Raw genomic sequence first — 24,500 nt, 5'->3', positions numbered from 1 at the left:
CGCGGCGCGGGACGCTTCCCGCCATCAGGTCACGCGCTGTCCGCGCCCGGCGCGAGCGGCAGGTCCGGCAGGAACGGCCCGGCCGCCGCGAGCAGCTGCCCGCGCGAGAAGGGTTTCTTCACCACGCCCGCCGCACCGAGCCGCGCGGCCTCCTGCACGTCCTCGGGCCGTCCGCGCGCCGTGACGATCAGGGTGGGTGGCCCCGACTGCTCACGGATGCGGTGCAGCAGCCCGAAGCCGTCCAGGTGCGGCATCTCCAGGTCCGTGATCACGAGGCGCGTCTCCGGCTCGGCCGCCAGCACCTCCAGCGCCTCCAGTCCGTGACCGGCCGTCACCACCCGCAGGCCCGCACTTTTCAGCACGTACGCCGCGAGCTGCTGCAGCGCCCGGTTGTCGTCCACCACCAGCACGCACGGGGCATGCGGCGCGTCTTCAGCTGACATGGGACCTCGCGCCCGCCAGGGTCTCCTCGACCGGAATCACCTTGTTCAGCATCGTCAGGTCCAGCAGCTTCGTGACGGTCGGTCCCGGCGCGACGAGCACCAGCTCCCCGCCCGCCTTGCGCGCCAGCTTCAGGCCCGACACGAGCGCCGACAGGCCCGACGAATCGATGAACTCCAGCCGGTCCATCACCATGAAGTAGTACTTGGCGCCCTGGTCCGAGATCTCGTGCAGCAGGGCGCGCAGTTCGGGCGTGTTGTGCAGGTCGAGGCGGCCTTCGAGCGTGATCTGGGCGACGTTGCCCTCGAGCGTGGTGGTCGTGGTCATGATGGTCCTCCGTTGGCGTACAGCAGCTCCGTGCAGTTCCACGCGCCCCTGCGGGTGTAGGTGATGCGGCTCGCGCTGCGCCGCACGATGAGCAGGCCGTAGCCGCCCTCGCGCAGCTCACCGGCCGCCTGTTCCGGCGCGAGCGTCGGGTCGAACGGCGCGCCGTCGTCCTCCAGCGTGATGAGGATGCCGTCGTCCTGGTCGTGCAGCGTGAGCTGCAGGTGGCTGGCGTGCCCGTGCACGATGGCGTTCACGGCGAGTTCCGTGAGTGCCACTTCCGGCAGGCCCGGTTCCGGCAGGCGCTGGCAGCCGTCGCGCACGAAGACGCCCAGCGCGGCGAGTTCGGCCGTGTCCGCCGGGAGGCGCAGTTTCAGGGTGTTGTTCCGCACGCGATTCACCTTCCCTTCAGGAGCGTACTGCAGCAGCACGACCGTGAGGTCGTCGTCGACCGTCCAGCCGGTCATCGCCTCCTGCAGCAGCTCCAGGCCGTGCGCGGGCGTGAGCGCGCGCGTCAGCACCTGCGCGATCCGTTCGTACTCGAACAGTTCCAGCTCGCCGTTCCGGCCGGTGCGCTGCGCCTCGCTCAGCCCGTCGCTGTACAGGCACATCAGGTCGCCCGGCTCGATCCGGCCGGGCAGCATCGGATAGCGTTCCAGCTGGAAGGTCCCGAGCGGCGGCGCGGTCGCCCGCAGGGAGTCCACCGTGCCGTCCGCGCGCCGGATCAGGATCGGCGGGTGCCCCATGCTCAGGTACCGGAACGCGCCGTTGCCTTCCAGGTAGATCACGGCCAGCGTGGCCAGCATCCCGGCGTCCTCCAGCTGCGCGTGCAGCGCCTGCGCGACCGCCGCGCCCACGTCCTCGTGCTGGATGGCGAGGCGCAGGCTGCTCACGAACATCCCCGTGAACAGCGCGGCCGCGATGCCCTTGCCACTCACGTCGCCCACCATGATCCACGGCCCCAGCGCGATGTGAAAGTCTCCGCCCACCTGCGACGCCGGCTCCGACCGCGTGCTGAGCCGGTACCCGAACGGTTCCGGCAGGGTCGCCGGGACGAGGTGCCGCCAGATGCGGGACGCGAGCGCCCGGTCGTGCTCCTCCATCTCCTGCCGGAACCGCTGCTCGCGCGCGTCGATCGCTTCGAGCGTCGAGACGATCAGGTCGCTGAGCGTCTGCGCGAGCCGCGCGTCGCCCGCACTGAAGGGCGAGTGCTTGTCCCAGAACGCCACCCAGCCGCCCGTGAACGGCACGCCCAGGAACGACGCCGGGCCCGGCAGGTGCCGCACAGGCAGTTCAAAGGCGTGCGTGTCGGGCCTCGGCTGAGCGTCCAGCCACGAAGGAACCGCTCCCACCCAGCGGCCCGCGAGCGACAGGGCGAAGCCGCCCGCGCCCATCAGGTTCTGCGCGTCCGTGATCAGGTTCAGCAGGTCCGGCATGCCGGTCGCCTTGAGCGCGCGGTCCACCGCCTGCTGCAGGAACACCAGCTGGTCGTAACTGTCCGCCAGGGCTGCCAGCGTCGACTCCAGCGCCTGATCGAGCGCTTCGGTCATTGCGGCCTGCCCGGCACTCGGATCGGCAGGATCGCGTCCAGACCGGTGAGTTCCAGAATGAGCCGCACCGGGTCCTGAATGCCGCTGATCTCGAACAGCACGCCCGCCTCCCGCGCCTTCTTGAAGAGGCCCACGAGCGCCGCGAGGCCCGACGAGTCGATGAAGCCCACGCCCGACAGGTCCAGGAACAGCGGCTGCCGGACCGGCTCCAGCGCCGCCCTCACCTGCGGGACGACGTGCGCGTCGAAGCGGCCCTCCAGGCGGCACACCGTTCCCTGCGGCTGTTCGGTCTTCACGATGTTCACGCGCTACCTCCCAGGGCCACGCCCCGCGGGGCGCTCAGCCGCTGGAACTGTAACAGATACCAGTCGGCCACGTCGCTCAGCGACAGGCCGCGCGCGGCGTTCAGGTTCGCGAGTCCGAGGTCCCGCGCGCGGCCCGGCGTCTCGATCACGCGCCACAGCGCCTCCGCGAGACTCGCGGCGTCCTCCGGCTCGAAGAATTCCGCGCGGTACCCTTCCTCCTCGATCAGGTCCGCGAGGTCCCCGATGCGCGGCATCACGGCCGCCCGCGCGTACTCGCCCGCCTGGTGCAGCACGCCGCTCGACCCGGTCGTGCTGTTGTACGGGAACGCGACGACGCTGCACTCCCGGAAGACGCGCGGCACGTCCTCCTCGGCGACGTACCCGGTGAAGGTCACGTTCGGCACGTCCCGGTGGCGTTCCTGCACGGCCGCCAGGTACCCCTTCGCGTTCGGGGAGTCGCTCCCGGCGATCACGAGCCGCACGTCCGGGTCGCGCTGCAGCAGCAGCCGGTGCGCGTCGAGCAGCACCTCGACGCGCTTGTACGTCCCGAACTTCCCGAAGGTCATGACGGTGCGCCGCTCCGGCAGCGGCGCGGCCGGTTCCGGCTCCTGGAACGACCCGTGCGGCGCGAGGAACACGTTGCGCGCCCCGTACGCGTCCCGCAGCGTCTCCACGTAGCGCGGCATGGTGAGCGCCAGCAGGTGGCTGCCCATCAGGACGCGCGTGAACACCCGGCCCGCCGCGCGCGTCACGAGGTTCACGGCGACGTTCGACCCGAAGCCCGCCTTCTCCAGATCGACCGTCTCGAAGATGTTGTGCAGCAGCGTCACGGTCGGCGTGCCGCCCAGGCGCGTCACGAGCGGCGCGAGCAGCCCCAGCGCCGCCGGGACCTTGCGGTCCCCGAACGACGCGAACTGCAGGTTGTACAGCACCGCGTCCGGCTTCAGGTCCCGCAGGGCCGCCGCGATCCGCAGGGCGTTGCCGGGGTCGTTGAAGCGCCACACGCGCCGCACGTGCTGCGGGTCGTGGCGGGACAGCGCCGGGTCCGGCAGTTCGTCCGCGAGGACCGTCAGGCGCGTCACCTCGGGCTTGGCGGCCATCACCCGCGCGAGGTGAGCGCCGTACTCGTTCAGACTGCCGAGACTCGGCGGGAACGCGGTCACGAGCACGAGATGCATCAGGCCTCCCACCGGTACGCGCCGCTCTGGTCCAGGCGCCGCACGGCGTAGATGTCCCGCAGGAACCGCAGCGAGTCGCGCACCGAGCTGACCTTGCTGCCCGGCGCGTCGAACCACCGCACCGGCACCTCCGCCACCCGCAGGCGCAACCGGTGCGCGAGGTACAGCAGCTCCAGGTCGAAGGAGAAGCCCTGCATCTGCTGACGCGTGAACACCTGCTGCAGCGCGCGCGGCCCGAACAGCTTGAAGCCGCACTGCGTGTCCTGCACCGTCACGCCGCTCAGGATGCGCGCCGTGACGCGCAGCCCGCCCGACACGAGTTTGCGCAGGGCGCTCTTGTTCTCCTCCACGGCGCCCGACGCGGCGCGCGAGCCGACCACGATGTCGTACCCCTCGTCCAGCAGGGCCAGCAGGCGCGGCAGCTCCTCGATCGGCGTGCTGTTGTCCGCGTCCGCGAACAGCACCCTCGGCGCGCGGGCCGCCCGCACGCCGCGCTGCACGGCGCCGCCCTTCCCGGTGTTCGCGTGCCGCAGCACCCGCAGGTTCGCCCAACCGAGCGTCTCGACGAGGTCGGCGGTCCCGTCGCGGCTCCCGTCGTCCGAGACGATCAGCTCCCAGGGGACGCCCATGCCGGACACGGCGACCGCGATGGCGCCCAGCGTCGGCAGGATGCGTTCGGTTTCGTTGTAGGCGGGAATGACGATCGACAGTTCGACCGTGTCGAGAGACTGTGCCTTCCAGGTCTGGAATTCAGCGTAAGACAAGGGACTCTCCTTCGGGGGGGCGGTGACGGCAGCGGGTGAGCGGCGGCGCAGCAGGGCCAGCGTGGCGAGCAGCAGCAGCGACTGCGCGATCAGCTGGTCCTGCAGGACCGCCTGGACGGTGGCGTGATGGACGGCGAGCAGCGTGACCTGCAGGACGGCGAAGACGGCCGACAGGTACGCGGTGCTGCCCTGCCCCTGCGCGAGCGCGTGCGTGGAGGCCGCGTTCGACAGGGCGTACAGGGTGGTGATGAGCGCGTACGGCGCGAGGATCGCCGCGCCCGCCGCATACCCGCCCCCGAAGAGCGCCTGCACGATCACGGACGGGAACAGCGCGCACACCGCCGTGACGCTGCCCGAGACGGCGAGTGTCAGTCCCAGCGACAGCCACAGCAGCTCCCGGCCCTTCCCGGCGCGGGCGGCCACCATCGGGAAGATCGCGGTGCTGACCGCCCACGCGCCGTAGAAGACCACGCGGCCGATGATCGACACGGCCGCGTACACGCCCGACTCGGCGGTCGGCAGGGCGGCCCGCACGATCAGCACGTCGCTGTTCATGATGACCGCCTGCGCCGCGAGGCCCGCGAAGGCCGGGACCGCAAAGCGCAGGGCCGCCCGGCGCGCGTCCGGCCCCACCGCGCGTCCGGGCCCGCGCCGCCACAGGTGCGCCACCGTGGCCGGAAAGGCCGCCAGCGTCGCGAGGGCCGCGCCGGACGCGCCCGGCACGACGAGCAGCGCGAGCGGCGTGAGGACGATCTTGCCGAGGTGTTCCAGCACCATGTTCAGCCCGAACGGCAGGAAGCGCGACTCGCCCTGCGCCTCTCCGCGCAGGACGCCCGTCACGCACAGCAGCGGGCTGAGCGCCGCGAGGCCCAGCAGCCACGCGAGCGGCACCTTCAGGACGCCCGACACCGGCACGGCCAGCAGGGCCAGCGCCACGCCCAGGCCCAGGCCGCTGCGCACCGCGAGCGGCTGCAGGTACGCGCGGGCACTCTCGCCCGTCGCGGCGGCGCGGGCCGCCACCTGCTGCAGGGTAAGCGGCCACAGGCTCACGATCAGGAAGAGGGCCACGAAGGTCGCGTACGCCCCGTACGCTTCCGGGCCGAGCGCACGGCCGAGCACGAGCGCGTACCCGTAGTTCAGGACGTTGACGACCATGATCGCGGCGAGCAGCAGGGTGCTGCCGTTCAGGGCCCGCCGGGCGGTGGAGGTCATGCGCTGACCTTAACCTTCCATGTCTTACAGGGAATTGACAACGCTTCCTGAAGGTCCGGTGATGAAGATGAAGATCCAAACCGGCACGAACTGCATATATAAGGGCCGGAGTCGTCCGGGACGCGCGGGCGCCGCCGCGTCAGGCTGCGAGGGGGCGGCCCGGCACACCCCCCCCGCAGGCTGTGCCGTGGCCTACAGTGACGCGCCGCCGCCCGACACCAGCCGCGCGATCATGAAGGCCACCGCCGACGCCGCCGCCCCCACCAGCGTCGTCTGCAGCGCGCTGCGCCACACCGGCACGCCCGTGAAGCGCCCCTTCAGCGCCCCGAACACGAACAGCGCCACCAGCGTGAGTACCACCGACCACAGCAGCGCCCGCCCCACCGACAGGCTCAGCGCGTACGGCGCGAGCGGAATCACGCCGCCCAGGATGTACGACCCGCCGATCGTGACGGCCGAGCGCAACGCCCGTTTCGGGTCCGGTTCCTCCAGTCCCAGCTCCTCGCGCATCATGAAATCCACCCACGCCGTGCGGTCGCTCACGATGGCCCGCGTCGCGGCCTCCAGCGGCTCGCCGCTCAGCCCGTACCTGGCGAACACCTCGCGCACCTCGTCGATCTCCGCGTCCCGCTTCTCTTCCACCTCGCGCTCCTCACGGGCGCGCTCCGCGACGTACGACTCGTGCTCGCTGCGCGCCGCGAGGTACCCGCCCAGGCCCATCGCGATGCTGCCCGCCGCCATCTCCGCGATGCCCGCGACGAGCACCACGTGCCCGCTCGCCACCGCGCCCGACAGGCCCGCCGCCAGCGCGAACGGCACGGTCAGCCCGTCGCTCATGCCGATCACCACGTCCCGCACCGTTTCCGACCCCGTGAAATGCGTTTCCCTGTGCCTGCTGACCGCTCTGTACATCGTGCCTCCGCCGGGCGCGCCGTCCAGCGCACCGGGGCGAACCGTGAAGGCAGTGTACGCCCCGCTGTTAACCCTGCGTTAACCGGGCGGCGCCAGACTGCGTTGAGCGGACGCCCGCCCCGTGCGGGCCTCCCGACCGTTCCGCCCCACTCACACGGACCCACCCCAGGAGACTCCATGCGTCACACCATCAAGAACGGCGTCGTCACCCGCCGAGGCTTCCTCGCCCGCAGCGCCGCTGCCGCCGCCACCCTCGCCCTCGGCCGGTTCGCAGGGGCCGTCGCGCCCACCAAGGCCGTCCCGTGGAACGCCGCCATGGAACTCGCCGTGACCTTCACGACCTTCGCGTCCACCGGCGGGCGCTACCAGCGCCCCTACGTCGCCGTGTGGATCGAGGACGCGTCCGGCAAGCCCGTCCGCACCGTCAGCCTCTGGATGCTCAACCCGCCGCGCGGCAACCGCTACCTCGACGAACTGCGCCGCTGGTTCACCGCCGCGTCCAGCACGCCCGCCCTCACGGGTACCACCACCAGCCCCACCCGACAGCCCGGCACGTACACCGTCGTCTGGGACGGCAGGGACGACCAGGGCAAGGCCGTCCCGCAGGGCGCGTACACCGTGAACGTCGAGAGCGCCCGTGAGCACGGCCCGTACAGCCTCACGTCCGCCCGGGTCACGCTCGCCGCCACGCCCCTCAAACAGAGCCTCGCCGACAACGCCGAACTGAAGGATGTGAAGGTTGAGTACCGCAAGCACGCCTGACGCCCCGCCCGCCCGCGCCGCCCGCCGCCCCCGCAGCGTCAGGCAGCGCAGTTACGGCGTCGCCCGCTGGCTGCATGTGTACACCTCCATGATCAGCCTGCTGATCGTGCTGTTCTTCTCCGCGACCGGCGTACTCCTCAACCACCCCGACTGGACGCTCGGCAGCACCGAGACGCGCAGCACCGTGACAGGCACCCTCCCCGCCGACTGGCGCGCCGGGAACGCCGTCGACTGGCTGAAGGTCACGCGCGCCCTCGAAACGCGCGGCCTGCACGGCACCGCCGGCGACTACCGCGCCGACCCGGGCGGCGACACCCTCAGCTTCCGCGCGCCCGGTTACAGCGCCGACGTCACCATCGACCCCGCGACGGGCACGTACACCGCGAACGTCGACTCGCAGGGCTGGGTGGCCGCGATGGGCGACCTGCACCGGGGCCGCGACTCGGGCAGCGCGTGGTCCGTCGCCCTCGACCTCGCCGGGTACTTCCTGATCCTGATCTCCCTCACGGGCCTCGCGATGCTGCTGTACCTCAAGAAGCTGCGCGCCTCGGCCCTCCTCGCCCTGCTGGGTGGAAGCGTCGCCGTGGGTCTGCTGATGCACTTCGCGCTCTGATCCGGCCTCCTTCTGCGGTTCCCCTGCCGGGCCGCCCGCCTCCTCACCGGGGCGGGCGGCCCGGCCTTCCTGTGATTCCGCGTCAGGTGGCCGTGAGAGGGAGCGTCTATCATGCGGGCACGTGACTCCCGCCCCCCGTTCCGAGTTCCTCGCCCGTCCCGACCGCCGCGCCGGGTCCGGGCGCACCGGAGGCCCCGCATGATCCTCACCGACCTCAAGACGCACACGCACGCGCAGCACGCGCAGGCGGAAGCGTCCCTGAACATCCTCGACCCTGCCCTCACGCTCGACCGGTACGTGGCGCTGCTGTGTGGCCTCGCGGCCCTGTACGCGCCGATCGAGGACGACCTGCGCCGCTGGCTGCCCGCCGAGACCACCGCTGTCCTGCCGCTCACCGCGCTCGCCGCGCTGCACGGCGACCTGAGCGCCCTGGGCGTCAAGGCTCCCGCCGGGCCCGGCGCGCCGCTGGGCCTGCAGAGCGAAGGGCAGGCGTGGGGCGCGCTGTACGTCACCGAGGGCGCCCGCCTGGGCGGCCAGGTGATCGCCCGCCACCTGCAGGCCCGCCTGCCGCTCCCGGCCGGACAGGGCCTCGCGTTCTTCGGGGCGGGCGGCGCGGACGGCCCGGCCACCGCGCTGCGCTGGCGGACCTTCGGGACGCTGATCACGGCCCGCTGGGAGGCGGACCCCGCCCCGGACGCCTTCCGTGACGACGCCGTGCTCGGCGCACGCCACGCCTTCACCGGCTTCACGCGCCTGCACGTCCCCCGGGAGGCCGTCGCATGACCGAGCCCACCCCGGTCCCGGCCCGCCTGAAGGGCCAGCAGGACGTGGACCTCACGAGCTGCGACCGCGAACCGATCCACGTGCCGGGCTCCATCCAGCCGCACGGCGCGATGCTCGTGCTGCAGCAGGGCCGGATCGTGCAGGCGAGCGCGAACACCGCCGACCTCTTCGGGCTGGAGGTGTCGGCGCTGCTCGGCCAGCCGCTCACGGCACTCCTCGCGCCGGACGTGGCCGAACGCGTCCTGCACGCCGAACGCACCGAGGACCTGCGCGACAACCCCCTGTACCTCCTGAGTGCCCGCGTGCAGGAACGCGGCCCCTACGACGTGATCGCGCACCGGCGCGGCGAGCAGACCGTGCTGGAGTTCGAGGGCACGGCCCGCGCCGTGAGCGCCGACGTGTACCCGGCCGTGAAGCGCAGCCTGACGCGCCTGAGCGCCACCGGCAGCGTGCAGGAGTGCTGCGAGGTCGCGGCGCGCGAGGTGCAGGCCCTCACCGGCTTCGACCGCGTGATGGTGTACCGTTTCGCGGAGGACGGCACCGGCACCGTCGTCGCGGAGGCCGCGAGCCCCGCCATGACGCCCTACCTGGGCCTGCGCTACCCCGCGTCCGACATTCCCCGGCAGGCGCGCGCCATGTACGTCAAGAGCATGCTGCGCATCATCTCGGACGCCCGCTACACGCCCGTTCCGATGCTGGCCCTGCCGGACCACGACGCGCCGCTCGACATGACGTACAGCGTGCTGCGCAGCGTGAGCCCCATCCACCTGGAGTACCTCGCGAACATGGGCGTCGCGGCCAGCATGAGCATCAGCCTGCTGGACGGCGACCAGCTGTGGGGCCTGATCGCCTGCCACCACGCCACGCCGCGCCTGCTGCCGTACGACGTGCGCAGCGGCTGCGAGTTCCTCGGGCAGTTCCTGAGCGTGCAGCTGAGCGCCAAGGCCGAGCAGCAGCTGCAGACGTACCGCCTGCAGCTGAAGTCCGCGCAGGCGAAGTTCGTGGAACTGATGGCCGAGGAACGCGACCTCGTCGAGGGCCTCATCCGGCATGACTTCAACCTGCTGGACTTCGTGGACGCGCCGGGCGCCGCCATCTGCCTGAACAGCGAGGTGGTGCTGCTGGGCGTCACCCCGACCCGCGACGAGGTGCGCGCCCTGACCGAATGGCTGTCCGTGAACGCGGACGCCGAGGTGCTGCACACCAGCGGCCTGCCGGACGAGTACCCGCCCGCGCAGGCCTACGCGGACGTCGCGAGCGGCCTGCTGTCGGTGCAGATCTCACGCGGGCGGCGCGACTACGTGATGTGGTTCCGCCCCGAGGAACTGCAGACCGTGCTGTGGGGCGGCGACCCCACCAAGGTCGCCACGCCCGGCCCGGACGGGCAGGAGCGCCTCTCGCCCCGCAAGAGCTTCGCGGCGTGGCAGGAGACCGTGCGGGGCCGCAGCCGCGACTGGCAGCAGGCGGAAGTGCTGGCCGCGCAGGAACTGCGGCACTCGATCATCTCGGTCGTGCTGCGCAGCACCGAACGCGTCAGCGCGCTCAACGAGGAACTGGAACGCTCGAACACCGAGCTGGACTCGTTCGCGTACATCGCGTCGCACGACCTCAAGGAACCGCTGCGCGGCCTGCACAACTACTCCACCTTCCTGATGGAGGCGTACGAGCACCGCCTCGACGAGGACGGCGTGTCGAAACTCCGTACGCTGGTGCGCCTCACGCAGCGCATGGAGGACCTGATCGACTCGCTGCTGCTGTACTCCCGCGTGGGCCGCGTGGACCTGAGCTTCATCAACGGCGACGTCGGCGTCGTCGCGCGCGACGCGGTCGACATCCTGCGCCCCCGCCTGGAGCAGGACGGCGTCGAGATCCGCTGGCACGGCACCTTCCCCAGCATGCCGCACGACCGCGTGCGGCTGCTGGAGGTGTTCAGCAACCTCGTCGCGAACGCCGTGAAGTACACCGACAAGCCCGAACGCTTCATCGAACTCGGCGCGCTCGCACCGGACGAGCGCGGTGACCTGCGCGTCCCGGACGGCGTGTCGCCGCAGGCCACCATCCTGTACGTCCGTGACAACGGCATCGGTATCCAGGAGCGGCACTTCGAGAACATCTTCCGGATCTTCAAGCGCCTGCACGCCCGCGACCAGTTCGGCGGCGGGACCGGCGCGGGCCTCACCATCGCCCGCAAGATCGTGGAACGCCACGGCGGTCAACTGTGGGTGAACAGCGTGTACGGTCAGGGCAGCACCTTCTGCTTTACCCTGGAGGCATGAAGGTGGGACCGGTGCTGGTGGTGGAAGACAGTGACGAGGATTTCATGGCGCTCGAATGGGCGATGCGCAAGCTGGGACGCACGGACCGCGTGCTGCGCTGCCTGGACGGCGACGACGCGCTCGACGCGCTGTTCGGACGCGGGCCGTACACCGAGGCCGTCTGGCCGAGCCTGGTGCTGCTGGACCTGAACCTGCCCGGCACGGACGGCCGCGAGGTGCTCGCGGAACTCAAGGCGACGCCCACCCTGCGGCGCGTGCCGGTCGTGGTGCTCAGCACGTCCAGCAACCCGCGCGACGTGGCCGCCTGCTACCAGAGCGGCGTGAACAGCTACATGCTGAAACCCGTGAATTTCGAGAAGTACACCGAGCAGCTCGGGCGGCTCTTCGAGTTCTGGCTGGGCGTGGCGGTGCTGCCTGAAGCGCCGGTGGAGGCGTGACGGACGCAGCGCAACCCCTCCCGCTGCGCCTGATGATCGTCGAGGACAACCCCGACGACCTGAGCGTGTACCTGCGTCACCTGCTCACCTGGCCCGGCCAGGACGTGACCGTGCAGACGTACGCGCTGGGCGAACCGGCCCTCGCGGCGCTGCAGGCCTCCGCGCCCGACTGCCTGCTGCTCGATTACCTCCTGCCGGACCTGACGGGCCTGGAGGTGCTGGCCGAGGTGCGGGGCACCTGCCCGGTCGTGATGCTGACGGGCCTGGGTGACGAGCGCGTCGCCGTGAACGCCATGAAGGGCGGCGCGCAGGACTACCTCGTCAAGGACCGTCTGGGCGCGCCCGAACTGCGGCACGCGGTCGAGCAGGCCGTGGAACGCTACCGGCTGGAGCAGGAGGTCGCGCGCGCGTCCCGCCGCACCGCTGCGCTGCAGGGCCTGCTGGTCCGGCTGAACGCCGCGACCCGCCTCATGGACGTCATGGAGGTCTGCGCGCAGTGCGCCGAGACGCTCGGGGCGGACCACGCCCGCGTCACCGTGCCCGGCCAGCCGGACGTCTCGCATGGCAACCCCGCGCCCGGCGGGCAGATGCAGCAGCTCCCGCTCGGTGAGGACGCCCTCCTGCACCTGCATTTCCCGGATCTTCACGGCGTCCCGGACGACGCCCTGACCGAGACCTTCGCGGGCGTGTGCGCGCAGGCCCTCGGGCGGGCGACCGCGCACGAGCAGGAACGCGACCTGCGGGAAACGCTGGAGCGCCGCGTCCTGGAGCGCACTGAGGACCTGCGCCGATCCAACCGCGACCTGGAACAGTTCGCGTACGTCGCGTCGCACGACCTCAAGGAACCGCTGCGGACCATCTCCAGTTACACGCAGCTCATTGACCAGCGCTACGGTCCGATGCTCGACGCGCGCGGCCAGACGTACCTCGCGCAGGTGACGGAAGGTGCGGGCCGCCTGTACCGCCTGATCGAGGACCTGCTCGGCTTCGCGCGCATCGGGCAGGAGGAACCCGTGCAGGCCGCCTGCGACCTCGACCGGCTGCTGGCCACGGTCCTGCAGGACCTGCAGGTCTCGCTGCGCGAGGCGAACGCGACCGTCACCCACAGCGCCCTCCCGACCGTGCAGGCCGACGCGGCCCTGATGACGCAACTCTTCCTGAACCTGCTCGGCAACGCCCTGAAATTCAGGCGGCCCGGCGTGCCGCCCGTCGTTCACGTGACGGCCGAACGCACGGGGGACACCTGGACGCTGCGCGTGAGCGATAATGGCCTCGGTATGGACCCCCAGTACAGTGACCAGATCTTCGCGCTGTTCCAGCGCCTGCATTCCCGCAAGGCGTACCCCGGGAACGGGATCGGGCTGTCGGTGTGCCGCCGCATTGTGGAACGCCTCGGCGGGAGCATCTGGGTGGAGTCCACGCCGGGCGAGGGCAGCACCTTCCTGTTCACCCTGCCCGCCCTGGACGCCCGGAGGGCCGCGCATGCCTGACTTCACGGTCCTGCTGGTGGAAGACAACGCGAACGAGGCGATGCTGATGGAGGAGGCCTGCCTGATGAGCGACCAGCCGTTCCGGATGCAGCTCGCGCGGGACGGCGTGGAAGCCATCGCCGCGCTCCGGGACGAGCGGGACGTGCCGGGCCTGGTGCTGCTCGACCTGAACATGCCGCGCATGAACGGCCTGGAGGTGCTGCGCGTCATGAAGCGCGACCCGCTGCTGCGCGCGGTGCCGGTCGTGATCCTCACGAACTCCGCGTCGCCGGAGGACGTGGACCGCTGCTACGAGGCGGGCGCGAACGCCTACGTCACCAAGCCGCTCGACGTGCTGGAGTTCTTCGCGGACGTGCAGAAGCTCCTGAACTACTGGCGGGACGTGGCGATCACGCCCACGCCGTAGGCTCACCTGTCCTGTGCGACCGGCGGCTCAGGCGGGCCTGCGGCGTTTTGCCGGGGTGCGCCGGCGGACGCCCGCGCCGACCTCCGGCTTCGCCGCGCGTCTGGCGCGGCCCGGTGAAGTGGTGCGGCGCGCGCGCGGTCGGCGGGCGGTCCGGCCCCCGCGTCCGGCGCCTTTTCGGCGCCTGTGCGGCAGGCGCAGCGTGAAGGCGGGCCACAGCAGACCGTGGACGACCATCAGCGTGAAGAGCCGCCCGAGCAGCTGCGCCGCGCCCGCCTCGCGCATCGGTCCGTTGCCGCGCGCCTCCCGCCCGAGCTGCCTGACGCCGCTCATGACGCCCCACCCCACGTACGCCCACACGGCGACCACCACGAAATTCACCCGCACACCATGCCCTCTGCGGCGCTCTGTGTCAAGCGGAATTCTCTCAGAATTTCGGTTCCCGTTGAACTCCCGGCGGTACGCTCACCCCCACCCTCCCCGGCAGGCCGCAGCACGCCCCTTCCACGCTCCCCGGCCCGGCCCGCCTCGTCCGGCGCGGAGTGGCACAATGCAGGGTATGGACCTCACCGGGAAAGTGGTGCTCGTCACCGGCGCGTCGAGCGGCATCGGCCTCGCCGCCGCCCGCCTCCTCACCGCCCAGGGCGCCCGCGTCGCCCTCGCCGCCCGCAGCGCCAGCACCCTGCAGGCCATCCAGGCCGAACTGCCCGGCTCCCTCGCCGTGCCGACCGACATGCTCGAAGACCTCGCCGTGCGGCACATGATCGCCCGCACGCACGCCCACTACGGCCGCATCGACGCGCTCGTCAACAACGCCGGCCGCGGCATGCACGTCCCCGTCATGGACGCCTCGCTCGACGCGTACCGGCAGCTCTTCGACCTGAACGTCGTCAGCATCCTGAACGCCATGCAGACCGTCGTGCCCCTCATGCGGCTGCAGGGCGGCGGCAGCATCGTGAACGTCAGTTCCGGCACCACCAAGACGCTCGTGCCGGGCCTCGCCCCGTACTCGTCCACCAAGCACGCCCTCAACAACCTGACCCTCATCGCCAGAGAGGAACTCGCGCCGGACGGCATCACCGTCAGCCTCGTCCACCCCGGCATGACCGACACCGACTTCGGCCGCAACTCGGTCGGCAGCACCCCGGACCGCGCCGCCGGATACCGGCACGGCGACAGCGCCGAATCGGCCGGCGCCCTGATCGTGGAGGCCCTGCAGACCGGCGCGCCCGAAGTGTACGCCCGCAGCGTCCTGGCACGCCTGCAGGCCCACGGCGGTCCCGGCGCGTGACGACCCACCTGGACTTCCTCGTCGGGAGCTACACCCGCCCCGAGGGGCACGTGCCGCACCCGGACGGGCTGGGCGTCACCCGCCACCGCCTCGACCTGCACTCCGGCGAGGTCACGCCGCTCGGCACGCTGCTGGAAGCCCCGAACCCCACCTGGCTGGCCCTGCACCCGGACGGAGAGGTGCTGTACACCGTGCACGAACTCGACCCCGGCGAGGTCCGCGCGTACCGGCTCGGGCCGGACGGCACGGCGCGGCACCTCGTCACGCGCGCCAGCGGCGGTGCGTACCCGGTCCACGCCGAACTGGACGCCGCGCGCGCCGCGCTGCTGTGCGTGAACTACGGGATCGGCGCGGCCCTCGCTCGCTTCACGCTCGGCACGGACGGGCAGCCGGACGAGGCACAGGTCCTCGCGCACGTGCAGGGCCACGGCCCGGACGCGTCCCGGCAGGACGCCCCGCACCCGCACAGCGTCACCGTCAGCCCGGACGGCCGCCACGCCTGGGTGCCGGACCTCGGCAGCGACCGCGTGTGGACGGTCGACCTGCGGGCCGCCCCGGGCACCCCTGCGGGGACGCTCACCCTGCCGCCCGGCAGCGGGCCGCGTCACCTGGCCTTCACGCCGGACGGACGGCACGCGGTCCTCACGCTGGAACTCACGGCCAGCGTCGCCCTGCTCGCCCGTGACCCGGACACGGGCGCCCCGCACACCCTGCAGGTCCTCCCGCTGCCCGTCCCCGCCGGGGCGAAGGCGGACGCGAGCAGCGTGGCCGTCAGCCCAGACGGCCGCTTCGCGTACGTCGCCTCGCGCGGAAGCGACGAACTGCACGTGCTCGCCACCGGCACCGGGGACCCCGCGACCGGGACGGCCACCTCCCTGAGCGCCATCCAGGCCGTCCCGACGCTCGGCAGGACGCCACGCGCGCACGTCCTCAGCCCGGACGGCCGCTTCCTGATCGTGGGCAACCAGGACTCGTCCACGCTCGCCGTGTACCGCCGGGATCCGGAAACGGGTCACCTCGCGGACGGCAGGACCTTCCCGTGCCCGACGCCCGCCTGCTTCGCCTTCCTGCCCTGACCCGGCACCGTGGCCCGCGCCTGAAAGTGATTCCGGGAGCGGGCAGGCGTGGTCAGCCGCACCCTCCTGCCCGGCATGAAGCGTCAGAAAACCGTCGGTGTGCCACTCGGGGCACGGAGTCCCCTTCAGTCCCCGGCGACCCTGAGGGCCGGGAGGTCCATCAGCGCCACGAGCAGCGCGTGCGGCAGGGTCAGGGCCGCGATGAGGGCCAGGTACAGCGCGGCGAACGTTTCGGTCCCCTGGACCCGCGGAGCGGCCCAGACGTACAGGGCGGCGAGCATGCCGAGCGCGATCACCGTGATCGGCAGCAGGTCGAGTGCCAGTCGCCGCACGCTGGCCGCCCCGGCCTGAGGGCCTGCGGGCAGGGTCAGGAGCCTGCCCAGGTGCCTCCAGGCGTGCCACAGCGAGAAGTAAAGACCGATCGACAGTGGCGCGGGCACCAGCGCGAACACGGCCAGCAGCATGCCGGTCTCGCCCAGCTCCTGCAGGACGGCGCGGCTCGACACGAGCGTATCGGCCACGTAGGCCAGCAGCAGCACCACCAGTGCAGCGGCGAGTGCTGCGGTCACTGGCCCGCTCAAGAGCGGCCCGGACGGCACGGGCACTCCGAACACCCGGTGAAGTCCTGCCGCCAGCCGGGCGAACCAGTCCGGGAACACCAGCAGGGGCAGCAGGATCGGCAGGCTGCCGCGCGCCAGCAGGGTCAGCGGGGCACTCCACGGTCCGGCCCGTCCCCGACCCTGGACGGCTTCCAGATGGTGCAGGTCACCCTGCCCCCAGTGCAGCAGCGACACGAGCAGGAACCCCCAGTACACCGCGTCCGGAGCGAGCCGCCAGCCCCCCAGGGTCGCTGCCGCCAGGAGGGCGTACCCCAGCAGGTACAGCCGGACCAGCCGTGGACGGCGACCCCAGGCCCAGCCCATCCGGCCCGGAACCCGGTGGTCGAGCGCCCCGTGCGGAATGCCGAACAGCACGGTGCTCACCAGCAGCGGCAGGTACATCAGGTGTTCCAGTGCCGCCGGGGCGAGCAGCCAGCTGACGAGCAACGCCAGCACCGCGATCTGGGGAACGAAGACCGCGGACGGCCAGCGCGTCCCCAGGGACAGGGTGCGCAGGCGCTGCGGCGGGTACACCGGAAGGTCGGGAGTGGATTTCATGGTCTGGCCTCCCTGGTGCCGCCCGGCACAGCCGGGCGGCACGGTCCGGTCCGCCTTCCGGAGGGTCTGCTGCGGCGTCCGGCCGCCCGCCCTTCCAGGCGTGGCCGGGGGACGGGCTGAAGCGGGTTCACGCCGTGGTCAGTCGGTGCCCTGGGCCAGGCCCGGGCGGGGAGAGACGGCCGTGGGGTTCGGGACCAGCTCGTCGTCCTCGCTCAGGCCCAGGTCCTGCCGGGTCTTGGTGATGGCGATGGCATAGGCGAGCAGACCGAAGATGGGTTTGGCGAGCACATCCGCGATGGTGTACCCGACCTGCACCCCGATCACCGCTTCCCCGCCGGTGATGCCGAGCATCGGGAGGGCGTAGGCAATGGGGTACACGCCCCACGAGAACAGCAGCAGCAGCTTCATGTTGCGGGAGTACAGCTGCACTTCCGGCTTCTGACGGGACGCGGCGCGGCCCAGCTCGCCCCACAGCAGCCACAGGATGTAGATGAACGGCACGGTGCTCGCCAGTCCCCACCAGAAGCGGGCGGTCAGCGTCCCGATCTCGCCGGGGTAACCGAGGATGATCATCAGGGCCGACGCGATCACGAGTCGCCAGATCAGGCTGCGGCTCTGCACGGCCGGCAGGGCCAGCACGGCGACCGTCTCCAGCAGCAGCAGGGGAACGGTCAGCAGCCAGTCCACGTAACGGTAGGCGTCATTGAACGGCTGACCGCTGAAGACGTACGCGCCGTCCTTGAGGGTGTACGCGGCGTCCCAGCTGTTGAAGATCCTGAGGTAATGGTACCCGGCGATGCTGACGACCAGTCCGGACACCAGCATGGCGATCCGGTACTTCGGGCCGACCTCGGAGCGCGACAGGAAGAAGAAGATGGTGGAGGCGCCCATCGCCGCGATGGCGAACGAGAAGAAGTTGTAGACCGTGGAAAACTGCCCTGCCGAGAGTGTGGCCGGAACAGCTTTCTGGGCGAGCCCCAGACCGGACAGCAGCACGAGCAGAGGCGCGAGGCGAATCAGCTTCACCGGATCTCCTTGTCGCATCGTTCAGCCACAGGCGACTTCCAGAACGAGAGGTTCGTCCCGGATACCTGCGGCTTGTATGATTACAAGGGCAAGGTAAGAGTCTGACGACGCGCCCAATTGAGCGGTTCATACACTTTTCATCTGATGTGGTGAGGGGCTACAAAGGCCACCCCCGCCACGCTCGCGGGGGTCAGTCGGCCTGTGACGCCGGCACCTTGTTCGCTGTTTCAGCCGTGGCACCGGGACGGGGCCGTCCGGTCAGGCCACGCCGGGTGCCCGGGGTGCTCAGCTGTGGCCGGGGTCCGCGTCGTCCGTGGGGCGACCGTGCGTTCCTTCCTTCCCCTGAAGGTCCGCGTCCGGGGTGTGATCGTCCGAGACGGGCGTCTGATCGGCGGTGGGCGCGGGCGTGGCGGTGGTATCGTCGGTCGCGTGGCGGTCGTGGTGCTTGTCGGTCATGCTGGGCCTCCAGGTGGGGTTCGCGGGTGCTCGACCGGCGAGGAGGGGAGAGGGTTCTCCCATTCCGCCACGGTAGGCCATCCCGTGACCGGGTGCGTAGGCGCGCGGTGAAGCGCCCTTCAGGAACGGCGTGCGTGCGGACCCTCATGTTTATCCAGATGTGACGTCCATGACAGACGATCTGACGTACCCTGACGCCATGTTCGACCATTCGGGTCCCCGCTCCCGCGCTGCCGGGAGTCGCGGTCAGGAACCGGTGACGCCGCCGCTGCCCCTCCCGCTGCACGATCCGGCCCTGCCGAAACCGCCGCTCGACCCGCAGGCGCTGGTGCACCTCGCGCAGTCGTCGCAGGACGTCTTTCAGCGGTGTGTGGATACCGCGCTCTCCATCACCTGTGCCACGACCGCCCTCGCGCTGCTGCACCGGGGCGGGCCGGAACGGCTGGAGGTCGTCGCGGCCGCCGGGAACCGCGCGGACGAGGCGGTGGGACGCAGCGTCGCGCGCGGCATCGGCCTGTCGTGGGAGGTGTTCGGTGAGCAGCGCGCGAGGCTCGTGCCGCAGGTGCAGTTCCACCCGGGCGCGTACCACCTGGGCGGCACGCCGCTGCCCGGCATGTACGTGGGGGTGCCGCTCGTGGATCCGGAAGGGAAGGTGTTCGGGGTGCTGTCGGCCGACACCACGCACTCCCGCGAGACGCTCGGTGAGGAGGACCTGCGGGCGCTCGGGCTGCTGGCGCAGGCGGCCGGCGTGGCGTACGCGCGCCTGCTGGCGCTGGAGGACGCCTGCCGTTCCGCCCGGAGGTTCGAGCGGGTCGCGCGCCTCTCGGCGGACCTGGAATGCATGACGGACCCCGGCCAGATCGCCCGGCACGCCCTGACGGCCCTGGTGGACGTGTCGGGCTGCACGCGTGCCGGGATGTTCGAGTCCGGCGGGGACGGGTTCCCGCAGCTGAACGTGGCCGTGGACCGGGGCGGCGAGGCGGGAGCGTCTCTCGGTCTGGACGAGGTGCAGGAGGTGCTGCGGGCAGTCCTGTCGTCGCGGGGCACGGTCGCCGTTCCGGACGGCCCGGCCCTGGTTGGCGGGCGCCTCCCACAGACGGAGGCGGTCCCGCCGGGACTGGCGACGCCGCTCCGGTCGCAGGGCGACGTGGTCGGCGTGCTGGTCCTGCTCGGCCTGAACGGCGGTCCAGGAGCGGCGGAGGGCCTGATCTCGCTTCTGGAACTGGTCGCGTCGCACGCGGAACGCGCCATGGAGCGCGTGCGGGGTCGGGAGCGGGAGCGGGTGCTGCGCGAGGCGGCCCTGCGGTCGCTCGGGCGGGTGCTGGAGTACCGGGACGACGAGACGTTCGGGCACACGGACCGCGTCACCACCCTGGCCCTGCGGCTCGGCGAGGCGCTCGGCCTGCACGGCGACGACCTGCGTCACCTGCGCTGGGGCGCGTACCTGCACGACATCGGCAAGGTCGCCGTCCGGGACGAGATCCTGCGCAAGGGCGGTCCTCTCACGCCCGAGGAGCGCCGCGTGATGCAGGAACACGCCGTGACGGGCGACACCATGCTCCGCGACGAGGACTTCGTGCCGCGGGCCGTGCGCGAAATCGTGCGCCACCACCACGAACGCTGGGACGGGACCGGCTACCCGGACCGTCTCGCCGGGAACGCCATCCCGCTGCTCGCCCGGATCTTCAGCGTGGTGGACGTGTACGACGCACTCACCAGCGAACGCCCCTACAAGCGCGCATGGACCCCCGAAGCGGCCTGTGCAGAGCTCGTCCGCTGCGCCGGGCAGCAGTTCGACCCCTGGGTCGTGCAGGCCTTCACGGCGCTGGACGGCACGGGTGCACCGGCAGCACCTCCGGAGGCGGGGACGACGTGACGAATCCGCACCTGTCGACCGTCGCAGCCGTGCCGGGTGCGCGCAGCCTCCCTCAGTCGCTCACGGACCTGCAGGACCTCATTCGCGCGGGCGCGCACCTCGGGGCGGCCGACCTGAGCCTGCTGCACCGCGACGCGGCGTACACGGCGCTGGACGTCGGTACGCCTGCCGTGGCGATGTCGCACGCGCTCGCCAGCCTGGATCTCGCGCGCGGCACCGGCGACCTGAGCCTGCAGGCGAAGGCGCACGTGACGCTGGCGCTCGTGCAGGCCGAGGCCTTCGACGACATCGGCGCGGAAGCGCAGTATCGGAAGGCGGAGGCGCTGGCGCGCGAGGCGGGCGATCACCGGGGCGTGGCGCTCGTCGCCGTGAACGCCGCGCACTGCGACATCGAACGGCAGAAGTACGCGTCGGCCGCCACGCGCCTGTACGCGCTGCTCGACTCGCCGCACTTCCGGAACCTCGACCCGGCCGACTCGCGTGAACTGATCGTGACGTTCCACACGAACTTCGTCACGAGCGCGTCCGAGGCGCTGCGGGGGCAGGACGCGTCCCTGCGCGAGTGCCCCGACCTGCAGCCCCAGCTGGAACGTTCTGCGCGGCTGCTGCAGCACCTCCACGAGACGGGCCTGTGGGAGCACGCCGGGTACTCGGGCCTGCTGCACCTCGCGGTGACGGAGGCCCTCGTACGGTACGCGGTGTGGCGCGGGGACTTCACGGCCGCTCAGACCCTCGCGGACGAGCGCGTACGGACGGCGTTGCCGCTCGGCAGCGCCGTCGCGACCGGCCGCGCGTACCTCGACCGGGCGCACGTGCACGAGGTGCGCGGCGACTGGCAGCGCGTCACCGAGGACGCCGAACTGGCCCTGCAGTCTTTCGAGACGGGGGAACTGAACGTCCTCAGTGCCCGTGCCCGCGACGCGCTCGCCACCGCCTACGCGCAGCTTGACCGGTACCGGGAGGCGTTCGAGGCGCAGCGCGAGGTGACGAGGCAGGTGGAACTCCTGTACCGCGCGTACCACCAGCAGCGGGCGCTGGTCGGGCAGGTGGAGCAGCAGGCGCGTGACGCGGAGGTGCGCGCGTCCGCGTTCGCCGAGGCGGCGCTGCGCGACCCGCTGACCGGCATTCCGAACCGCACGCACGCCATGAACGTCCTGGCGACGCTGCACGGGCGCGCGCAGCTCGGCGCGAGCAGCGTCGTGGCCCTGATGGACCTCGACCATTTCAAGCAGGTGAACGACCTGTACGGGCACCTGACGGGCGACCTGGTGCTCACGCGGGTCGCGCAGTCGCTCGGTCAGGCGGTGCGCGGCGCGGACTGCGTCGCGCGCTTCGGGGGTGAGGAGTTCATTCTGATCTTTCCGGCCGTGACGGTGCAGGTGGCGCTGGAGGTGTGTGAGCGCCTGCGCGTCCTGATGGAACGCCTCGACTGGACAGATGCCGCGCCGGGGCTGCGCACCTCCGCGAGCTTCGGGCTGGCGGTGCTGGACGGCCGCACCGACGTGAAACGCACCCTTCAGGCGGCGGACGAGGCGCTGTACGCCTCCAAGAACGCGGGCCGCAACCGCGTGACCGTGGCCGGTCCCGAGCCCGTGACCGGTTAGAACGGACGCCACACGGGAAAGGCGCGGCGGGCCAGCACCCTGTTGCTGGCCCGCCGGAGTTGGGGGAGGGCGGCTCAGCCTTCCGCGAGGAATGCGTACCGGGCGACGAGCAGCAGCGCCACGCCGTACAGCACGGGGTGCACCTCGCGGCCGCGGCCGCTGAGCAGCTTGATGAGGCAGTAGCTGATGACGCCGAGGCTCACGCCGTTCGCGATGCTGAACGTGAGCGGCATCGCGATGATCGTCAGGAAGGCGGGCAGTGCCTCGCTCATGTCGTTCCACGTGACGTGCACGACCCCTTCGAGCATCATGGCGCCCACGAGGATCAGGGCGGGCGCGGTCGCGGCGGCCGGGATGGCGGCTGCGAGCGGCCAGAGGAACATGCTCAGCAGGAACAGCACGCCGACCGTGACGGCCGTGAGGCCGGTGCGGCCGCCCTCGCCGATGCCGCTGGCGCTCTCCACGTAGGCGGTGGTGGTGCTGGTGCCCATCACGGCACCGAACATGGCGGCGAGGCCGTCCATGGCGAAGGTGCGCCGGGCGCGCGGCATGTCGCCGTTCGCGTCGAGGTACCCGCTGCGCTGCGCGAGGCCGGTGAGGGTGCCGGTCGCGTCGAAGAAGTCCACGAAGAAGAACGTGAACACGACGTTCAGCACGCCCAGCCCGAGGGCGCCCGCGAGGTCGAGCTGCCCGAAGAGGTCGCCGGGCCAGACGGGCGCACCGAAGATCCCGGCGACGCTGCCCTGGAAGCCGGGGAAGGCCTGCAGCGCGCCGTTCGCGCCGCCGGGGTAGACGGGGAGGCGCAGCAGCACGGCGACGAGCGTGGTGGCGAGGATGCCCCACAGGACGGCGCCCGTCACGCGGCGCGTGATGAGCACGGCGCTGAGGATCACGCCGAGCAGCGCGAGCCACACGCTGGGCGTGGTGAGGCTGCCGAGCGCGAGGAACGTCGCGGGGTTGCTGACGACGATGCCGGCGTTCTTGAGGCCGAGGAAGGCGAGGAAGGTGCCGATGCCGGCCGTGATGGCGAACTTCAGGCCGAGCGGGATGGCGCGCACGATGGCCTGCCGCGCACCGACGGCGCTGAGCAGCACGAAGAGCGCGCCGGAGATGAAGACGGCGCCGAGGGCGGTCTGCCAGGGGATCTTCATGCTGCCGACGACGGTGTACGCGAAGAAGGCGTTGAGGCCCATGCCGGGCGCCTGCGCGAAGGGGTAGCGGGCGATGAGGCCCATCATGAGGCTGCCGGCGGCGGCGGAGATGGCGGTCACCATGAGGAGCTGCACGAAGGCGTTCGGGATGTGGACGGCGCTGGAGAGCACCTGGGGGTTCACGAACAGGATGTAGCTCATGGTGAGGAAGGTGGTGAGGCCCGCGCGGAGTTCCTTGGGGACGGTGCTTCCGGCGGCGCGGATGCCGAAGTACCGTTCGAGGGGGGGTGGGGTGGTGGTCATGACGGATCACCTTACCGTGCTGGGGGGCGTGCAGGGTGAGGTGCGGGACTTGGCTGAGCGGGTATCATCTGTTATTTTATACAATAAGGGTCTTCCTGTGCCCGCACCCCGCCGTTCGTCTGTCCCGTTCCGCCCGCGCTGTCCCTCGTACCGCTCCCATTCGTTCCCTGCCGTTTCTCCGTGGAGGTGATGGTCGTGCCCGACCGTGATTCCGTCTACCAGCGTGCCCTCACCCAGCTGCAGCAGCTGCCGGAGCAGGATGAAGCCCAGCAGCTGCGCGTGGCCCTCGACCGCTTCGACACCGAGGGCGCGTGGACGCTGATGTCGCCGCGTTTCAAGGCCGCGCCCGGCAGCCACAGCCACAAGAATTACTTCAGCGCCTTCCGTGACCTGCTCGCCTGGGCTCAGGCGGAAGGGTACGCGCTGACCGAACCGGCCCCGCAGTTCGGCGCGGACTACAAACTGCACCTCGAACAGCGCTACGCGCAGTCCGCCGCCAGCATCAACACGCGGCTCAGCCAGGCCCGCAAGTTCTACCGCATCTTCCGGCAGGTGGGCGTCATCCCCAGCAACCTCGACCCGTTCAGTCTCCTCGAACGCGCCCGTGTCACGCCCGGCGAGCACCGGCACTACTACACGGACGAGGAGGTCTCCAGGCTGCTCGCGCAGGCGGACCTCCCCGAGCGCGTCATGCTGCTCCTCGGCGCGCACAGCGGCCTGACCACCGCCGAGGTGCTCGCGCTTCGCTGGACGCACGTGTCCTTCACGGACGGCACCCTGACCCTCCCGGACCGCACCGTGCCGATCAGCATGGACCTCGAACGCGTCCTGCGGCCCCACGCGGAACAGGTGGGCGGCGGCGCACTCTTCAGCACGCCCACCCCCGTCGTGGACTTCCCCGACCAGAACCAGCTGCGCGCCCGCGTCTTCACGCTCTGCCTCAAGGCCAACGTCACGTATCAGGCGTGGCGCGGACTGCGGCACGCCGCCGGACGACGCTACTACCGGCAGCTGCGCAGCATCGAACAGGTCGCGGCGAGACTCGGGGTGGAGAACCCGCATCTCGTGCGAATGTACGCCGAGGAGCAGAGCGGATGAACCGGTGTGCCT

General features: G+C 71.4%; 24 protein-coding genes. 12 read left to right on the top strand and 12 right to left on the bottom strand.

Features of this window, described 5'->3' with window-relative positions:
* Window positions 1-29: 29 nt before the first annotated feature.
* The 7 genes from IEY33_RS06660 to IEY33_RS06630 form a co-directional block, all read right to left on the bottom strand.
* On the bottom strand, window positions 30-443 hold the full coding sequence (locus IEY33_RS06660; RefSeq protein WP_188961494.1) for a response regulator: 414 nt from the start codon (window positions 441-443) through the stop codon (window positions 30-32).
* Window positions 433-768 (bottom strand): STAS domain-containing protein, encoded by a 336-nt coding sequence (locus IEY33_RS06655; protein ID WP_188961493.1) that lies wholly within the window; start codon window positions 766-768, stop codon window positions 433-435. Before IEY33_RS06655 ends, IEY33_RS06660 begins: the two co-directional genes overlap by 11 nt.
* Window positions 765-2,315, bottom strand: coding sequence for an ATP-binding SpoIIE family protein phosphatase (locus IEY33_RS06650; RefSeq protein WP_188961492.1), 1,551 nt, complete (start codon window positions 2,313-2,315; stop codon window positions 765-767). The genes IEY33_RS06655 and IEY33_RS06650 overlap by 4 nt, the downstream gene beginning before the upstream one ends.
* Window positions 2,312-2,620, bottom strand: a complete 309-nt coding sequence (locus IEY33_RS06645; protein ID WP_188961491.1) for an STAS domain-containing protein — start codon at window positions 2,618-2,620, stop codon at window positions 2,312-2,314. Before IEY33_RS06645 ends, IEY33_RS06650 begins: the two co-directional genes overlap by 4 nt.
* Window positions 2,617-3,798, bottom strand: a complete 1,182-nt coding sequence (locus tag IEY33_RS06640) for a glycosyltransferase (protein ID WP_188961490.1) — start codon at window positions 3,796-3,798, stop codon at window positions 2,617-2,619. The genes IEY33_RS06645 and IEY33_RS06640 overlap by 4 nt, the downstream gene beginning before the upstream one ends.
* Window positions 3,798-5,774 carry a glycosyltransferase gene (locus tag IEY33_RS06635; RefSeq protein WP_188961489.1) on the bottom strand — a complete coding sequence of 659 codons (1,977 nt, stop codon included), beginning with the start codon at window positions 5,772-5,774 and terminating at the stop codon, window positions 3,798-3,800. The genes IEY33_RS06640 and IEY33_RS06635 overlap by 1 nt, the downstream gene beginning before the upstream one ends.
* A gap of 192 nt (window positions 5,775-5,966) precedes the next feature.
* A complete protein-coding gene (locus IEY33_RS06630; RefSeq protein WP_188961488.1) occupies window positions 5,967-6,686 on the bottom strand; it encodes a VIT1/CCC1 transporter family protein in 720 nt (239 codons plus the stop codon).
* A gap of 177 nt (window positions 6,687-6,863) precedes the next feature.
* Here IEY33_RS06630 and IEY33_RS06625 point away from each other — a divergent pair, with 177 nt between their 5' ends.
* The 7 genes from IEY33_RS06625 (at window position 6,864) to IEY33_RS06595 (ending at window position 13,453) form a co-directional block, all read left to right on the top strand.
* Window positions 6,864-7,448, top strand: a complete 585-nt coding sequence (locus IEY33_RS06625) for a DUF2271 domain-containing protein (protein WP_188961487.1) — start codon at window positions 6,864-6,866, stop codon at window positions 7,446-7,448.
* On the top strand, window positions 7,426-8,061 hold the full coding sequence (locus IEY33_RS06620; RefSeq protein WP_229670836.1) for a PepSY-associated TM helix domain-containing protein: 636 nt from the start codon (window positions 7,426-7,428) through the stop codon (window positions 8,059-8,061). The genes IEY33_RS06625 and IEY33_RS06620 overlap by 23 nt, the downstream gene beginning before the upstream one ends.
* A 198-nt stretch (window positions 8,062-8,259) precedes the next feature.
* The gene (locus IEY33_RS06615) at window positions 8,260-8,844 is read left to right on the top strand and encodes a biliverdin-producing heme oxygenase (RefSeq protein WP_188961486.1); all 585 of its coding nucleotides are present in this window, start codon (window positions 8,260-8,262) and stop codon (window positions 8,842-8,844) included.
* Window positions 8,841-11,120 carry an ATP-binding protein gene (locus tag IEY33_RS06610; protein ID WP_188961485.1) on the top strand — a complete coding sequence of 760 codons (2,280 nt, stop codon included), beginning with the start codon at window positions 8,841-8,843 and terminating at the stop codon, window positions 11,118-11,120. Before IEY33_RS06615 ends, IEY33_RS06610 begins: the two co-directional genes overlap by 4 nt.
* The gene (locus IEY33_RS06605; protein WP_188961484.1) at window positions 11,117-11,557 is read left to right on the top strand and encodes a response regulator; all 441 of its coding nucleotides are present in this window, start codon (window positions 11,117-11,119) and stop codon (window positions 11,555-11,557) included. Before IEY33_RS06610 ends, IEY33_RS06605 begins: the two co-directional genes overlap by 4 nt.
* On the top strand, window positions 11,554-13,047 hold the full coding sequence (locus tag IEY33_RS06600; RefSeq protein WP_188961483.1) for a sensor histidine kinase: 1,494 nt from the start codon (window positions 11,554-11,556) through the stop codon (window positions 13,045-13,047). The genes IEY33_RS06605 and IEY33_RS06600 overlap by 4 nt, the downstream gene beginning before the upstream one ends.
* Window positions 13,040-13,453, top strand: coding sequence for a response regulator (locus IEY33_RS06595; RefSeq protein ID WP_188961482.1), 414 nt, complete (start codon window positions 13,040-13,042; stop codon window positions 13,451-13,453). The genes IEY33_RS06600 and IEY33_RS06595 overlap by 8 nt, the downstream gene beginning before the upstream one ends.
* 27 nt (window positions 13,454-13,480) lie before the next feature.
* On the opposite strand, the gene IEY33_RS06590 is transcribed toward IEY33_RS06595, so the two are convergent.
* Window positions 13,481-13,831 carry a hypothetical protein gene (locus tag IEY33_RS06590; RefSeq protein WP_188961481.1) on the bottom strand — a complete coding sequence of 117 codons (351 nt, stop codon included), beginning with the start codon at window positions 13,829-13,831 and terminating at the stop codon, window positions 13,481-13,483.
* Between the two features lie 178 nt (window positions 13,832-14,009).
* Between IEY33_RS06590 and IEY33_RS06585 the strand changes: the two genes are divergently transcribed.
* Both IEY33_RS06585 and IEY33_RS06580 read left to right on the top strand, forming a co-directional pair.
* The gene (locus tag IEY33_RS06585; RefSeq protein WP_188961480.1) at window positions 14,010-14,741 is read left to right on the top strand and encodes an SDR family NAD(P)-dependent oxidoreductase; all 732 of its coding nucleotides are present in this window, start codon (window positions 14,010-14,012) and stop codon (window positions 14,739-14,741) included.
* Window positions 14,738-15,817, top strand: coding sequence for a lactonase family protein (locus tag IEY33_RS06580; RefSeq protein WP_188961479.1), 1,080 nt, complete (start codon window positions 14,738-14,740; stop codon window positions 15,815-15,817). Before IEY33_RS06585 ends, IEY33_RS06580 begins: the two co-directional genes overlap by 4 nt.
* A gap of 125 nt (window positions 15,818-15,942) precedes the next feature.
* Here IEY33_RS06580 and IEY33_RS06575 read toward each other — a convergent pair whose 3' ends face one another.
* The 3 genes from IEY33_RS06575 to IEY33_RS06565 form a co-directional block, all read right to left on the bottom strand.
* Window positions 15,943-16,974, bottom strand: coding sequence for a Brp/Blh family beta-carotene 15,15'-dioxygenase (locus tag IEY33_RS06575; RefSeq protein WP_188961478.1), 1,032 nt, complete (start codon window positions 16,972-16,974; stop codon window positions 15,943-15,945).
* A 138-nt stretch (window positions 16,975-17,112) separates the two neighbouring features.
* Complete coding sequence (locus IEY33_RS06570) at window positions 17,113-18,000, bottom strand: bacteriorhodopsin-like (protein ID WP_229670835.1); 888 nt, start codon at window positions 17,998-18,000, stop codon at window positions 17,113-17,115.
* Window positions 18,001-18,285: 285 nt separating this feature from the next.
* Window positions 18,286-18,456, bottom strand: a complete 171-nt coding sequence (locus IEY33_RS06565) for a hypothetical protein (protein WP_188961476.1) — start codon at window positions 18,454-18,456, stop codon at window positions 18,286-18,288.
* Window positions 18,457-18,655: 199 nt separating this feature from the next.
* Between IEY33_RS06565 and IEY33_RS06560 the strand changes: the two genes are divergently transcribed.
* On the top strand, window positions 18,656-20,332 hold the full coding sequence (locus IEY33_RS06560; RefSeq protein ID WP_188961475.1) for an HD domain-containing phosphohydrolase: 1,677 nt from the start codon (window positions 18,656-18,658) through the stop codon (window positions 20,330-20,332).
* Complete coding sequence (locus IEY33_RS06555) at window positions 20,329-21,936, top strand: GGDEF domain-containing protein (RefSeq protein ID WP_188961474.1); 1,608 nt, start codon at window positions 20,329-20,331, stop codon at window positions 21,934-21,936. The genes IEY33_RS06560 and IEY33_RS06555 overlap by 4 nt, the downstream gene beginning before the upstream one ends.
* Window positions 21,937-22,010: 74 nt before the next feature.
* Here the strand turns inward: IEY33_RS06555 and IEY33_RS06550 are convergent, their stop codons facing one another.
* Window positions 22,011-23,390 (bottom strand): NCS2 family permease, encoded by a 1,380-nt coding sequence (locus IEY33_RS06550; protein WP_188961473.1) that lies wholly within the window; start codon window positions 23,388-23,390, stop codon window positions 22,011-22,013.
* Between the two features lie 195 nt (window positions 23,391-23,585).
* Here IEY33_RS06550 and IEY33_RS06545 point away from each other — a divergent pair, with 195 nt between their 5' ends.
* Complete coding sequence (locus tag IEY33_RS06545) at window positions 23,586-24,488, top strand: tyrosine-type recombinase/integrase (RefSeq protein WP_188961472.1); 903 nt, start codon at window positions 23,586-23,588, stop codon at window positions 24,486-24,488.
* Window positions 24,489-24,500 lie beyond the last annotated feature (12 nt).

It is taken from the genome of Deinococcus aquiradiocola (assembly GCF_014646915.1).
Classification (GTDB): Bacteria; Deinococcota; Deinococci; order Deinococcales; family Deinococcaceae; genus Deinococcus; species Deinococcus aquiradiocola.
Note: the sequence above shows the minus strand (reverse complement) of the source record. Positions and strands in the feature narration are given on the sequence as shown.